General features: G+C 40.6%; 12 protein-coding genes. 5 read left to right on the top strand and 7 right to left on the bottom strand.

All coding sequences use genetic code 11. The annotated features are described in order from the left end of the window. Nucleotides 1-5: 5 nt before the first annotated feature. The gene (locus AB4153_RS14355) at nucleotides 6-857 is read right to left on the bottom strand and encodes a LysR family transcriptional regulator (RefSeq protein WP_102529309.1); all 852 of its coding nucleotides are present in this window, start codon (nucleotides 855-857) and stop codon (nucleotides 6-8) included. A 524-nt stretch (nucleotides 858-1,381) separates the two neighbouring features. Here AB4153_RS14355 and AB4153_RS14350 point away from each other — a divergent pair. Both AB4153_RS14350 and AB4153_RS14345 read left to right on the top strand, forming a co-directional pair. Continuing rightward, nucleotides 1,382-2,269 carry a hypothetical protein gene (locus AB4153_RS14350; RefSeq protein ID WP_102529308.1) on the top strand — a complete coding sequence of 296 codons (888 nt, stop codon included), beginning with the start codon at nucleotides 1,382-1,384 and terminating at the stop codon, nucleotides 2,267-2,269. A 145-nt stretch (nucleotides 2,270-2,414) separates the two neighbouring features. Continuing rightward, nucleotides 2,415-3,440 (top strand): GGDEF domain-containing protein, encoded by a 1,026-nt coding sequence (locus AB4153_RS14345; RefSeq protein ID WP_102529307.1) that lies wholly within the window; start codon nucleotides 2,415-2,417, stop codon nucleotides 3,438-3,440. Here the strand turns inward: AB4153_RS14345 and AB4153_RS14340 are convergent. The 3 genes from AB4153_RS14340 to pdsO form a co-directional block, all read right to left on the bottom strand. Next, on the bottom strand, nucleotides 3,432-4,040 hold the full coding sequence (locus AB4153_RS14340) for a class GN sortase (protein ID WP_371997927.1): 609 nt from the start codon (nucleotides 4,038-4,040) through the stop codon (nucleotides 3,432-3,434). The two genes, AB4153_RS14345 and AB4153_RS14340, sit on opposite strands and share 9 nt — an antisense overlap. Then, a complete protein-coding gene (locus AB4153_RS14335; RefSeq protein ID WP_371997926.1) occupies nucleotides 4,030-6,495 on the bottom strand; it encodes a marine proteobacterial sortase target protein in 2,466 nt (821 codons plus the stop codon). The genes AB4153_RS14340 and AB4153_RS14335 overlap by 11 nt, the downstream gene beginning before the upstream one ends. A 90-nt stretch (nucleotides 6,496-6,585) precedes the next feature. Then, on the bottom strand, nucleotides 6,586-7,356 hold the full coding sequence (pdsO, locus tag AB4153_RS14330) for a sortase-associated OmpA-like protein PdsO (RefSeq protein ID WP_102529304.1): 771 nt from the start codon (nucleotides 7,354-7,356) through the stop codon (nucleotides 6,586-6,588). A 250-nt stretch (nucleotides 7,357-7,606) separates the two neighbouring features. On the opposite strand from pdsO, the gene pdsR reads away from it, so the two are divergent. The 3 genes from pdsR (at nucleotide 7,607) to AB4153_RS14315 (ending at nucleotide 11,775) form a co-directional block, all read left to right on the top strand. Beyond that, nucleotides 7,607-8,299 carry a proteobacterial dedicated sortase system response regulator gene (gene pdsR, locus AB4153_RS14325; protein WP_102529303.1) on the top strand — a complete coding sequence of 231 codons (693 nt, stop codon included), beginning with the start codon at nucleotides 7,607-7,609 and terminating at the stop codon, nucleotides 8,297-8,299. Continuing rightward, nucleotides 8,299-10,464: a proteobacterial dedicated sortase system histidine kinase gene (gene pdsS, locus AB4153_RS14320; RefSeq protein WP_371997924.1), complete on the top strand. Its 2,166-nt coding sequence runs from the start codon at nucleotides 8,299-8,301 to the stop codon at nucleotides 10,462-10,464. The genes pdsR and pdsS overlap by 1 nt, the downstream gene beginning before the upstream one ends. A 117-nt stretch (nucleotides 10,465-10,581) precedes the next feature. Further along, a complete protein-coding gene (locus tag AB4153_RS14315) occupies nucleotides 10,582-11,775 on the top strand; it encodes a cystathionine beta-lyase (RefSeq protein WP_371997923.1) in 1,194 nt (397 codons plus the stop codon). 95 nt (nucleotides 11,776-11,870) lie between these two features. Here the strand turns inward: AB4153_RS14315 and AB4153_RS14310 are convergent, their stop codons facing one another. The 3 genes from AB4153_RS14310 to yegD form a co-directional block, all read right to left on the bottom strand. Beyond that, nucleotides 11,871-12,353 (bottom strand): double zinc ribbon domain-containing protein, encoded by a 483-nt coding sequence (locus tag AB4153_RS14310; RefSeq protein ID WP_102529300.1) that lies wholly within the window; start codon nucleotides 12,351-12,353, stop codon nucleotides 11,871-11,873. A gap of 347 nt (nucleotides 12,354-12,700) precedes the next feature. After that, a complete protein-coding gene (locus AB4153_RS14305) occupies nucleotides 12,701-13,132 on the bottom strand; it encodes a CreA family protein (RefSeq protein ID WP_198589606.1) in 432 nt (143 codons plus the stop codon). A gap of 107 nt (nucleotides 13,133-13,239) precedes the next feature. Next, complete coding sequence (gene yegD / locus AB4153_RS14300) at nucleotides 13,240-14,604, bottom strand: molecular chaperone (protein WP_371997922.1); 1,365 nt, start codon at nucleotides 14,602-14,604, stop codon at nucleotides 13,240-13,242. Between the last annotated feature and the right edge of the window lie 211 nt (nucleotides 14,605-14,815).

Here is a 14,815-nt window from a genome sequence, read left to right as displayed (position 1 = left end):
TAAGATCAACGATAAATTTTATGTGTTAGTACTAGCAGAGCTTGTTCAATTTCATCAATTCGCTCACTGTTAATCCAATGCGCGGCGTAAATATGTCTGCGCATTGGCTCAACGCCTTCAACTAAAAACAGTTCAGATTGTAAAAGCTTTTCCTCAACCATCGTTTCAGGCAAAAAAGCACTACCGCCATTGCTCATTAGATAATCAAATGCTATTTGCGCAGAACTGGTATGTAGAGATGCCATGGGAAAGTATGCTAACTCTTGGGCATGCATGATATTAAAAGCGGTACCCCAATCCACTTTCACATACTGGTATTGGCTTATATCATTCACCGATAAATCAGGCTTGTCAGCCACCAATATTAAATTCACACGGTGTAGTTTAGTGATTTCGATATCATCGATACGCAGAGGATCAAAACTTAGCGCGATATCTAGCGTTCTTTCAGACAACTGTTTTGACATCACAGCCGTGGTTATCACATCAGTTCTTAAAGACACGTCTTGTAAGCCAGAACATAATGGTTGCATCAATTTATTTAAGTAGCTATCCCAAACATTGTGTCCAATACCAAGGCTAAGTTGTACTAGCTGACTGCCTGACAATGATACATCTTGCTTTGCCCTTTCAACTGCGGTTAACACGGCATTGGCATGCTCTAGTAATCGCTCACCCGCTGGTGTGGGCTGAATATTATTTCGCTCTCTATTAAACAGCGAAACACCTAACATATTCTCAAGCTGTTTAACTCTGAAGCTCACAGCGCTACGAGTTAAAAATAGATTATCTGCAGCTTTTCCAAAATGACGGGTGCGATAAACTTCTAAATACGTTTTTAATAAATCAGTATCCATAATGGATTAATACTCAAACAGGAATGTACGAGGTTATTTTAATATCGCTTTATAGCAAAATTATGGCAAAGAGTAATTAGCTTTAACACTTGTAGACGTAATATCAAATCAGCAAAAAATTGACAAACCCTCTCAATTACAAATTTTTAACACTTAGTCAAAATACTGACTGTAAATTCCATAAAATAATCAGTAAATATTCCATTAATGTTCCCTTAAACACACTGAACACTTCATTTTAAAGATTCATTAAACCAAGCCAAGCCTCACCACAAAACTCAACTTAAAGCTTTTAAAACAGGCACTTAAATTTATCATACAAATATTTAGCTTTAGCCCGATGTTTGTCGATACTTCTAAACTTTGATCTAGGATCACTTTTCAGCACATTTTAACCAACAAAGTCTTCACATTTAGTTACATAGTGCTAGTATTAGTACGCAAAAAGATATAACCCTGATTATAAAATAAAAATAAAAAGCACGTCTAACTCACAATGAGTTCATATTAAGTGCGGAGATAAAATGTTTAAGCGAGCCTCTTTAGGACTTTTAGCTGTGGTTTGTACTACTGGCCATGTTAAAGCTGACGAATACAAATTTACCCTTGGTGCATTTTACGCTAGCTCAGATTCAACGATGCTAGTGAAAAGTGCTAAAGATACGGGTAATTATTATTTGCTCGATTTTGAGGATGACTTGCTGTTAACCGAAGATCAATTCCTACCTTTTTTTGAATTCCAATATAGCTTCAAAGAACGCCACCACATTTATGTCGATTGGAAGTCATTACACCGTAATGCCGATACCCCACAGTTAGGTTTTGATATCGAAATCCCTGAGTTCGGTGATAATGATCAAAGCTATGTCATTGACGGCAGTGCTAAATTATCGACCACATTAAATATCGATATTTTAAGAATTGGTTACGGATATGATATTTGGGAAGGCAATGATTATACTGTAGGCGGCTCAATTGGTTTGCATACTATGTTTGTAGAAACCATATTTGAAGGCGACATTAGCCTCTGTGGCGAAACTAGCGAGCCAAATAGCTTGTGTGATACCGTCTCATTTACGCCTAAAGTTGTTGATAACGCGTTAACAGCACCTTTACCAAATATTGGTTTATTCGGCATGTACGAATTTTACCCAGGTTGGCAGTTTAGTGCTCATGCACAATACTTTGCTATTAAGTATGATAATTTTAAAGGTTCATTAGTCGATATTCGAGCAGGTGTTAGTGCCATGATCTGTGAAAACTTCCACTTATCTTTGGCGTATAATTATTACGATGTTGACGTTGATATTGAGCGTTCTCGTAGTATCTTGGATAAAGAATTTAGAACTTTAGATTACAATATAAATTATAGTTTTACTGGCCCCATGTTTGCCGTATCCTATTCATTCTAATGTTCAAAAAGCACCTTAATAAAGGTGCTTATATAACGTTGAAGATTAATAATTAAGTCACTTTCAAGCATCAACATTCATTAAAATTATGCCTCTTTTCTTTTGATAGTTTGCAAAGTGACCTCAACTGGTATTGAGGAATTGCATGTCAACTGATCTACTAAAATCTGCCGCTTTAAATTTAAAAAAAGCCGTTCCTTTAATGTTGAAACACAGCATTCCAACCACGCCGACCAATTATGCACTTTGGTACACATATGTGGCCGAATCCAATCCCAAGCTTAACCTTGCCCTCGATTCAGCTATTGCACAAAACCAGCAATACTCTCCTGTTTCCAGCGAATTACTTTACCGAGAACACATTTCAGATCCCGTTGAGCTAGATGTGCGTGATATGAGACAAAACCTTGATGCAATGGTTTGCGAGCTGTCTCAATCCTTAAAAGACACTAATCATGACACCAACAATTTTCAATCAAAAATCGAAAAGGAATTTAGTAAGTTAAGCGAACTTGAAAGCAAAGGCTTTTCACTTGAGCAAGTTATCAAGGTCGTTCGCAATATCGTCAGTGAGTCAGCAAATATACATTCAAGTACCGTTAGTTTTACCCAGCAATTGGACAAAGCACAATCAGAGATAAATACCCTCAAACAACGCCTAGCTGAATCTGAAAAAGATGTTTTATTTGATGCATTAACTGAAGCATTAAACCGCCGTGCATTTAACGAAGATATTAATGCCCTTATCAGTCAATCTCCGTCAGGGGCTTGTTTGATCATCGCCGATATTGACCATTTCAAACAATTCAATGACACCTTCGGCCACCAGCTGGGGGATTTAGTGCTCAAAGTAGTATCTAAACGGTTACAGGAATCTTGTCGTGATGGGGTTAAACTTTACCGATTTGGTGGCGAAGAGTTTGCAATTTTATTGCCTAACAGCAAACAACGCATTGCAAGACAACTGGCTGAAGCCATGCGCCGCTCTATAGAAAAACTGAGCGTCAAAGACCGACGCAGCGAAACACGTATTGATAATATTACTGCTTCATTCGGCGTCAGTGAATGGAAAGAAAAACAAACAACCAGTCAGCTGATTGAAAGTGCTGACAAGTTGTTATACGAAGCAAAACGATTAGGTCGTAATAGAGTGATGCCCATTTCAAATTAAACGATGACCACTGTTTACTTTCTTGGCCGTCACCACATAGCGATAATCGCTGTTAGCAGATAAATCTTCAAACGGATAACACGTTATTAAAGTTAACTGGTTATCCGTTGTCATATTAAGTACCTCAGTTTGTGTTTCGTGAACGATATCAATATGCGTGATTAAGTAGTTCTGCTGCATTCCGTATGATGTTTCAAGCTCAACAATGTCCCCTTTTTTCACTTGTTGCAGTGGTAAAAAATGAGTATCTCTATGCCCTGCAATAATGGTATTACCTTGCTCACCCACTCCAGCGCCACTTAATACTAAGCTTGGGCCAAATGCTAAGTTTCGCCCTGAAGCCCCCGCGAGAACAAACATTGGCTGGCCTATTGGATATAAGTCAGTTTCTTTATCTGCGTATAATTTTAACTTAGCCACAGGGTGTGTATCTGCCCAGCTCCAAGGTTTATGCGGTAATTGATCTTCTAAGGTTTTACTCCATGCCTGCTCAATCAAATATTGAGCAAAATTAGCTTTAATTTGCATATACGCTCCTTGCGATAAAAAACTCACTCCTATCAATGCCACACAACTCGGAATAATCCATTTAAATGACATAATAAGACCCGCCTTGCTCGTTATTTTTGGGCAAAATGAGTCGCTGTGCGGGTAACAAACCTTTTAGCCAAAGGCCATGTAGCAAAGCAATGATAAGTAGGCTTAGCCCGATTAAAATGTTTAGCCGACTAGATGTTGCAGTTTGAGGCAAAACACCTTGAGGTCTTTTCCAGCCATCAGGCATATGTCTTTTCACTTGTTGATTGCGATTAAATTCGGCCATAGGGTTCACAGGCGTTTTATCAACCGCAACTAGGCTTGTTTGCGATGTAACTAAATGATATTTCATTCCCAATGCCTCCACTTGCTTTTTCACTCGCTGTAAGTTGCTGCGACTTTGGGTGGCTTCAATGGCATCAATTTGCGCATTTGCCCAGATTAAATCCAGACCCGCTGCTTGTTTGGGTGCATTACGGTTTATCTGATGTTGCCAAAATTGTCCTTGGCTATAACCTGAAACAATTAAATCTTGTTGGTTATATGAAGGCGATTTATAACTCACTAATAATGGTTCATCTTGATATAAATCGGGGATCTGAGCAGGCCAATAATCAGGTACTGTGCCATCTTGATAAGTTAACTTAATATCTGTACTCACTGGTTTCTCGATTTTAGCGAGTAATTGCGAAATTTTGCTTTTTACTTCAGACGTTTTACCAATGTATGTATATGTACCGCGCCCAAACATAGCTGCACGTTCCATAAAGTATGAATTAGGCGCCGAACCGATCCCTACGGTGAATAACCTGCTGTCGCCTAATTCAGCTTCAATTTGCTGAAATAAGCCATGCTCATTACTCACCGCGCCATCAGTGATAAAAATAACTTGCCTTAACAACGTTGAATGCTCTTGTGCGCGATTAAATTCATCCTCGTGATTTCCAGCTTGATTTGCAGCGTGAGTCAAAGACACTGATAAGGCTTTACTGATTTCAGTTCCACCATTGGCTTCAAGTTGACGGACAAACTGATTAGCTTTGCCGATATTGCTACTTGAGCCTACTAATGACTGTTCAGATAACTGACTCGTCGCGTGATTAAACTCAATCACATTGAATTTATCTTGGCTGGTTAATCCTGCAAGCGCATAAAGCATCGCTTGTTTGGCCTGTTCTAAAGAGCCGCCTGACATTGAGCCTGAAGTATCAATCACTAAAATTAACTCTCGTGGCACGTGATGTTTACTGATGTCATCGTTTGTATTTGGGTCCCTTTGAACAAATTGGCTTTGATTTGACGCTGCTGGAGGTGTCAGCATGACTAAACCATATTCCACTTGATTAAGCTTTGCCTTGTTATCAATATGCTCATTACTCTTTTTATTACTATGTTCTTTACTCTGTTGATTAACGACTTCATGAGTCTGACCTTGCTGAGTAAACACTGCTGTCAGCGGCGATAAGCTTTCATTAGCCTGGGCTCGCCAGGTCAGCACAAAATCTTTATTGGCTTTTTGTTGCCCCACAAGCGATATTTGCCATTTATCCCCTGCTCCAACCTTTTTAATCTCTTGGTATGGGCTGTTGATATCTGCAACATTAAAGCCTGCTTCTAATTCCACTTGTAAGTTGACCGTTACCCCGTCTGAGTTTTTATCATCCAGTTCGTAATCAATCTCACTTCGATCGTCTGCCTCTGGGTACAATAAAAATTCAGGTGAAAAACTTAACAGTGATGACGGCAATGTTGGCGATAAAGATTCATACGATTGTTGCGATAATTCAGACGTTACAGTCACCCCATTGACTTTCTTACGATTAACAGTCTCGCCATCAACCGCCGAAGATCCTGGCTTATACCTAGGGTTAATCGTCATCGGAAATCGTAAGCTAAACTCACCGTCTCTATAGCGCAGTTTTTCTTGATAACTAATTTCAACCGTTAATGTTTCCTTCGGCCCAAGATTAGCGACTTCTGTGGTGAATATATTAGCGCGTTGCTGTGAGACGAGACTGGCTCTTTTCCCCTGAGACTTTGCTTTTTCAAATGTGGCTTTAGCTTGCTTTTTAGGTTGAATATCGCCTTCAATAACCCGCTCGCCGATAATGAGGCGCATTTGATCGACCGCACTATTAGACGATAACGGGAAAATATAACTACCATTAATCCAATCACTAGATTGGTTTGTGAAGGTTTGCTTAACACTCACCCTATTTGTCCAGCCAGAGACTTTCATCCTGACATCAGTTTTTAAAGGTAAACTTTCAAATTGCTGACCATTAACCTGATAACGCAATATTCCTTGGGTCACTTCGGATAAGTCATTTCCTTTATGCTCAGAGCCAGTATTTCTGCGATCTGATGATCCCATGGCATGCACTGGAAACAACACATTCAAAAGCATCAATGCCAACAGAATTAGACCTGAACAGCCATAGGCTGCTAGATCAAGCTTGTTAGTGGCATTCCTAATTACAGGTATTTTCCTGTTTCGGTAACGGGTTAACCTTTTCATCGTTTCTCTCCTTGAACTCGGTACTCCCTTCGATGAAACGCTGCCAACTCAGCAAGGTTTCACGAAGGTTGAATCTTTAATAAAGGTTAATTAGTTAGCAGCGAGAGCTTCACCGACAGGCATAATTTTCAATGTGACACGACGGTCAAAAAAGTCATTTTCAAAACTTTGCTGGGCATGTAATGGCGCTGATGCTCCAAATGCTTTGGCATGTAGACGCTCAGCTGATACGCCTTGGCTTTGTAGATAACTTGTCACTTCAATCAGTCTTTGCTCAGAAAGCGCCTGGTTAAATGTGCTATCTCCGCGACGATCTGCGTAGCCCGTCAAATCCAACATTAATTCAGGAGATAAAGCCATTAAGTAAGCCACGTCATCAAGTTGTTGCTCAAAGTGTGGCTCGATAGTGGACGACCCTGTTTTGAACTGCACATTCAAGCCAATAGCTAATTCTTGTAACTGTTGTTGCTGCGCTTCACGCAAGTCAGTTAATTGCGATTGCACGAGTAAATACTCATCCGTCACCTCTGCAAGTGATTGCTGTTTTTCATGTAAGGCTGTTAACTCAGACGTTTGGGTTTCAATAGATTGCTGTTGCTGCACTAACATTTCTTTCTGAGTTTGAATTTCAGAATCATCACCTACTGTTTTACCAATTAAGGTACCGGCAAACGCGCCGATAATTGCACCAACAGGCCCGCCTACCACTGCGCCTAATACAGCACCTGACGTCAGTCCGACTAACTCTTCAGTGTGTTCACGCTCAGTGACTTGTTCGGTCATTGGCTCAGTATTAGCAACTGAGATAGTAGAAATAAATAAACTGCTGATTACGGCTACTGCGATTAATTGCTTTTTCATGGTGATTCCTTTTGTGTTCTAGTTAAGTCATAAAATGAAGGAGACAATGAGTGATTCAATAAACAAACTTGAATGTCGCTGCGTCTCATTCGATGTCACTATTAAACACAATAGAAATGGCAACCAAGGGGCATAAAAATGGCAATGTAGAGATGAAATGTGGCAACAATATGGCAATTACTTTGTGACGATTTTTTTGGATTAAAAATCATGTATAGTCAGCCATATAAGTCACAAGAAAAACCAATACATGAAAAGAATTGCCATCGTTGAAGATGAAGTTGCTATTAGAGAAAACTACAAAGAATTGCTACAACAGCAAGGCTATAATGTGCAGGGCTATGCCAACCGTCCCGCAGCAATGCTGGCCTTCAATGCTCGCCTTCCGGACTTAGCTATTATTGATATCGGTTTGGAAAATGAAATCGATGGGGGTTTTACCTTATGTCAGTCACTTCGTTCAATGTCGAGCAGCTTGCCGATTATTTTTCTCACCGCAAGAGACAGTGATTTTGATACCGTTTGCGGCCTTCGCTTAGGCGCAGATGATTACTTATCAAAAGATGTTAGCTTTCCGCATTTAATTGCCCGTATTGCCGCGCTTTTTAGACGTTCAGAACTCATTGGCGCTGCCACCGTCGAAGATAACCTCATCGAACATGGTGCATTAACCATTGATGGCAATCGAATTCAAGTATATTGGAACCAACAACCCATTGAGTTAACCGTAACTGAGTTTTGGATGGTGCATGCGATGGCAAAACATCCCGGGCACGTCCGCAGTCGCCAAGACCTAATGCAAGAAGCTAAAATTTTTGTCGATGACAGTACTATTACTTCTCATGTTAAACGGATTCGTAAAAAGTTCATCAGCGCAGATAAAGACTTTAATTGTATAGATACCGTTTACGGCATGGGTTATCGCTGGGATAGTGTTAGCTAATGTTTAATATTCCCATAGGTCTGCGTGCCAAAGTCGTTATCTTGTCTTTATTCTTACTTTGCTTGCCTTGGCTGGGTTATGAGTATGTGTGGGAGATGGAAAAGTATTTACGACATGGGCAAGAAAAAACCTTAGAAGGCACAACCCAAGCATTAGCAACTGCGTTGCATGAACGGCCGAAACTGTTTAATCATCAAGCGAGTTTTTTAAGCCAAGTTGAAAAAGGCCGCGACCTTTATGCTTACCCATTATCAGGCCCAATTCAATTAGATGGTAAGCTGATTGATTGGCAGCAGTACCAGCACCGTATGATCAATTACGCTAGTGATCATGTGATTTTTAATCGAAATGAAAATCAACCGGTTGATATTCACTTTACCCACATGGTGGGTAAATATGCTGGCTACTTATATGGTTTCTTTAAAGTACACGATAAACAGTTGGTTTATCGCAGTAAAAATAGCTTACGTGTCGATAAGAACGACCACTTAGTGATTGCCACTCAATCACCAGATGGCCAATTTAGACGTTATATCGTTGCTAACACACAAGATGGCTGGTTAAGCGCATTTGAATTGCCTCAAGATCCAGCTCAGTCCATGCCAGTAACACCAGAAATTCGTATCCAAGGACAGTGGCTAGCGACGAAAGATGGCTACAATATCGAGTTTAGAATGCCGCTTTCTATGGTGGGCAGTAAACTTGGTTTTGCGATTTATAATGTCGACGATGTTAAAACTCGCACTGTGAATACCATTATTGGCACTTCCGCTATCGACTCTGTGGCTCAATTAGGGACGGTATTGGTGCCCTCACCTGAAATTGAAAACATCATTAAAGGCATGAGCCATAACAGCTCGCGTATTTGGGTGGTTGATAACCACGGCCGTGTGTTAGCAAAATCAGGGGATATCCGCGCGACTAACAATGTCTGGTCTTCAAGTTTAAATGAAACAGAAACAGCCAGTGCTTGGCGCCAATTTAAAAGTGATCACTTATTGCCTTTGTATTATAAAATTCTCACTAAACCACCACAGGACTTTGTTGACTCATTGCAAGATTCAACCGAACTCAATGGTAGTCACATTCAACAGGCTTTAGATGGCAAACGGGCATCAACTTGGCGTCTAACACCAGATAACAAAGCCGTTGTCTTAGCTGCTGCTAGCCCTATTTGGATTGATGATAAAGTCATGGGCGCTGTCATTGCAGAAGAAACCACCCATGGGATCCGCACGTTACGTAATCGCGCTTTAGAAAAGTTATTTAATGTCATCTTAACGATTATGAGCATGGGCACATTAGCGCTATTCATATTTGCCTCAAGTATCTCAAGCCGCATTCGAAAACTGCGCGACCAATCTGAGCAAGCCATTGATAGCCAAGGCCGAGTGAGACAACAAATTGTGCCGTCTAAAACCCGTGATGAAATAGGCGATTTGTCACGTAGCTTTGCTAATATTGTTGGCAGACTAGGACAATATACCCATTACCTTGAAAACATGTCATCACGCTTATCCCATGAGCTTAGAACCCCTGTGGCAGTGGTGCGCTCTTCTCTTGAACACTTAAGTCTACAACCTCTTGAACCTGCAAGTGAAAAGTATGTCGCCCGCGCCCAAGAAGGTGTGAGCCGTTTACATCTTATTTTAAATAACTTGAGTGAAGCAACTCGTCTTGAAGCCAGTTTATCCCATGTTGAACAAAGTGATTTTTCACTGCAACAAGTTGTCAGCGGTTGTATGCAAGGGTATCAATACACCTATCCTGATAACGAGTTTGCTGTCGCCATTGATGAGCACACTATGTCTATGAACGGTGTGCCAGAATACATTGCCCAATTAATGGATAAACTGATTAATAATGCGATTGAATTTAGTACTGAAGATCCGATTGAAGTTTCGTTGAAACAATCAGGAAAAATGGCCAAGTTAACGGTTAGCAACCGCGGCCCTTTATTACCTCAAGATATGAGTGAGCAAATTTTTGAATCTATGGTGTCGATCAGGCCACAAGGCATGCAAACAAAGCCTCATTTAGGCTTAGGGCTATATATCGTGAGATTAATCACCGAGTTTCATCAAGGGGAAATACATGCACAAAACCTCGCTGATGGTTCTGGTGTGCAATTTAGTTTGGCGTTTCCAATTACAGACCCTAAGTAAGCTAAGCACACGATAAATCGTCATTTATATTCGACTAGCGCTTTATTATGGCCGTATAGATGGTAGGATGGCTAAATTAATAGATAACATCACCTTGTATCAATTGGGAATGAGTTTATGAGTAATCAGCAAGACAAACTAGCCACTCAAATTGTCAGTGTCGGTAGAGAAAAGAAATACTCGAAAGGGATTATTAACCCACCAGTATATCGCGCATCGACAGTCGTATTCGATACCATGGATGACATGCGTTTTGCGATTAAAAACAAAACCAATGGCGAAATGTTTTACGGCCGCCGTGGCACCCCTACTCATTTCTCTTTTCAACAAGCAATCAGTGAATTAGAAGGCGGCGCAGGTACTGCGCTTTACCCATCTGGTGCTGGTGCTATTAGTGCTGCTCTGTTGTCCTTCTTAAAAAGTGGCGATCATTTATTAATGGTCGATAGCGCCTATGAACCGACGCGTGATTTATGTAATAAGCTGCTGGCAGGCTTTGGCATTGAAACCACTTACTACGATCCGCTTATTGGCGAAGGGATTAAAGACTTAATTCAGCCGAATACAAGAGTCTTGTTCCTAGAATCCCCTGGGTCTATCACCATGGAGATTCAAGATGTGCCAACATTAAGCCGAATCGCACATGAACATGATGTTGTGGTAATGCTCGATAATACTTGGGCATCGCCAATTAATTCCCGCCCTTTTGAAATGGGCGTGGATATCTCCATCCAAGCTGCAACCAAGTACATCGTCGGCCATTCAGATGTGATGATGGGCACAGCAACAGCCAATGAAGCACATTGGGAACAACTGCGTGAAAATAGTTATATCATGGGCCAGACAACGTCACCTGACGATGTGTACCTCGCCGCGCGTGGTTTACGCACATTAGGTGTAAGAATGGCCCAGCATGATAAGAATGCGCTTAAAGTCGCCAATTGGTTAGCTAGCCGACCTGAAGTGGATCATTTACGTCATCCTGCCTTTGAAACCTGCCCTGGTCATGAATTTTATCAACGTGATTTTAGTGGTGGTAATGGCCTATTCTCATTTGTATTAAAACAAGGCAACTTAGCCTCTGTCACTGCATTTGTTGAAAACATGCGTCATTTTAAAATGGGCTTTTCATGGGGCGGATATGAGAGCCTTATTTTAGGTGTATTCGGTATTGACAGACTGCGTACTGCAACAACATGGGATACCAGTAAACCACTGATTCGACTTCATATTGGCTTAGAAGATCCTGATGATTTAATTGCGGATTTAACTGAAGCATTCGAGCGCTTTAATGCTGTTATTGACAAATAACACGATAGATTAACAGCCAATAAAAACTAAGGGCCTTCTCAGTGAGAAAGCCCTTTTTTATATTTTTCAAATACAATTAAACGCGCTACAGCAATTTAGTTAGCATTAACAATAGACTGTAATACTTTACGTAATTCATCACTGTTAGCTTTAGATAATCCAATAATCACACTGGGTTTCTGACCACGAGTTTCAATTTCAACCTTGTCCCAAATAATACCGCTACGGTAATTAAACCCTGCAATTTTATTCCATGGTACTTCATCCGTGTTATTCCACAGTCTAAACACACCGGGGGTATTAATCGTGATTTTATCTTCATCGGTTATGATTTCTTGCGGAAGAAGTCGAAACCTAAACAGCAAAGAGGCCAACACTTCCGTGTTGAATGCCATGGACAACTGACCCACATCAACACTTATCTGGCTAAAGCGATAACGACAGTGCATGCACACCTTAGCACCAGCAGGTAATGTCCCATAACAGTCGGGGCAGACATGCTCTGATAAATACTCATGACAATGAGCGCATTTGAGAGCGCCTTCATTCAGTTCACTTTGGCAAAAAGGACAATCCATGTAATCACCATTTATTTTATAAGTTAACCATTAACTTAAGCTATGCCCATGATACTTCAAGATGCAAAGTCAGTAAGGCAATATAGTGCCAAGATGCTAGGCATAAAATTGAAGTATAGTTATTCTACATCGATATTTTATAACAACGCAGATTGGTGCTATTTGACTTGCCCTACGGGGCGCAAGCTCGAAAACCATTGCTTCGAAAGCCATTGCTACGTTGTAACCTTTGAAAAGTGAATAACAATTACCTCAGCTTACGCCTTGCATTGTTATCCGAGCTTGTGCCTGACAAAGCATCTTGAGGTAACATGGGTATATCAGTACCTCAACTAGCAAGCTTAAAGCTAAATCGCAGGCTGCGGCTGACGATAAGCCTTTGTAGCCCACAGAGGTACAGTGGATAAACTGTGTTTGTAACTGCCTGATGTTTCTTTCGTTGAATATGAAACATACATTAAAGTTTGATTTTCTTTATCAAAAATACGTCGAATTTTCATGGTTTTAAAAAAGATACTTTTTGACTTTTTAAATACAATCTCGCCTGATGCTGACATATCAATTTGTGCAATCATTTCTGGTGTAATTTCACCCGTTTGTCGGCATGAAATAGCCGAATCGGATGGATCTGAAAAGCTTAAATCAGCTTCAATACTGGCAACATGACACGTTACACCTGAAACGATCGGGTCGACCATCATATTTAGCTTAATATCTTTGGTCGTAAAAACACCTAAACTGACTTTACCAACATCATCACTGCAACTCATTGTTAGCATGCTAGCAGCCACAACAAGTATTGCCGCAGTAGTTTTAGTCAGCGAAGGCATTAACGCTTTGTTATTCAGTGTCGACTTTAATGGAGCAAACATCATTTTACTTTTCCTTAAGAATTAAATACTTTACCAGCCCAGCGCACAAGACCACTGGTCACACTACCAAAATGATCACCAACAACGATTTCTGCATCAGTAAATTGCTCGGCAATGCATTGATGAATAACCGGACTTTTTGCGGTGCCGCCAGTAACATAAACCACATCAGGCATAACGCCAGTCCCCTCCACCGCTTGCTTCATAATTGTCACCAACTTAGCAACGGGTTGATCAACCGCAGTTTCAAAATCAGTTTGATTTACCGGCACAGTAAATAAAGGCTCAATAAATGACAAGTCAGCGCTGTACTCAGACTGTGATGATAAACCTATTTTAGATTGCTCCGCTTGGCGTACAAACTGATAACTCATTTGATGTTGTCTTAATGATTTAAGACGTGTTAATAATGCAGGTTTTGACGAATCTTTAATTAACTCATCAATTAATTTTGCCGTAGCAAGCGAGCCAAAATCACGCTGAGCGCTGATATCATTTACCGCAACACCATTCCAAAACGGTTGTCTTGGTACGGTTAAATTGTTTTTCAATTGAGAACCAAGACCAAGGTGCGGCATAAAACAATTCATTGCTACGGCAATATCTAAATCGTTACCGCCAACACGTTGTCCACTATGGCCTAGTACATCTTCACTGCGATCTGTTTTGTGTTGTAAGTCTGGCCCCATTTTCACCATAGAACAATCCGTAGTACCACCACCGACATCAACCACTAATACTGTTTGATTACGTGTCATTGAAGCTTCATAATCCATCGCAGCAGCCATTGGCTCAAACAAAAAACTCACCTCTTCAAAACCCGCGCGTTTAGCTGCAGTTTCTAAAATAGTTTGCGCTTGTTGGTTGCTTAACTCTCCGCCAATGCCTTGAAAGTTGACTGGTCTGCCAATAACGGCTTTGGTAATAGGTTCATTGATCACTTTGTTCGCGCGAGACATCACTTCTAACATCATAAGCGTCACGATGTCTTCAAACAGTCCTACCTGCTCAACTCTTAACCCACTGGCACCCAAAAATGACTTTGGCGAACGGACATAAAACCCTTCGTCAGGCAGCTCCAAATATGCTTGAATCGCCTCAGGGCCAACAAACACCACTTGCTCATCTGGGTAAATATCCAAATCATGGCGAACCATTCTTGCGCGGCTAAGTTGTGCAGAGCGCAGCTTGCCATATTCAGCTTTTAGCTCTGGTGCAATACGCTGATAAACAGCTTCGGCAATTAACTCTCGGTCCATTGCATATAAGGTCGATGATAAGAAATTACTGTCGCCATTGATCGGAATTAACGTCACTTCACCATTTTTTTCAATTCCTACGGAACAATTAGCACTGCCATAATCAAACCCAATAAACATTTCTTACCACTCAAAAATTCAAATCAATGCTAAAAATAACACAAGCGCTATATAGGATCTTATAAAGTTTAGCGTTCACTGTTATTTCGCTGACATTTTCATCAATTGGTTTAATTTGCTTAATCAATTTGTTGCGTCTTTGAATTTACTGAAAACAGTGTTCACACACAATGTGTTCACATAGCTGTCATATAACTGCAGTAAAATACCT

The organism is Shewanella sp. 10N.286.52.E4 (assembly GCF_041468785.1).
In the GTDB taxonomy this organism is placed as follows: Bacteria; Pseudomonadota; Gammaproteobacteria; order Enterobacterales; family Shewanellaceae; genus Shewanella; species Shewanella electrodiphila.
Note: the sequence above shows the minus strand (reverse complement) of the source record. Positions and strands in the feature narration are given on the sequence as shown.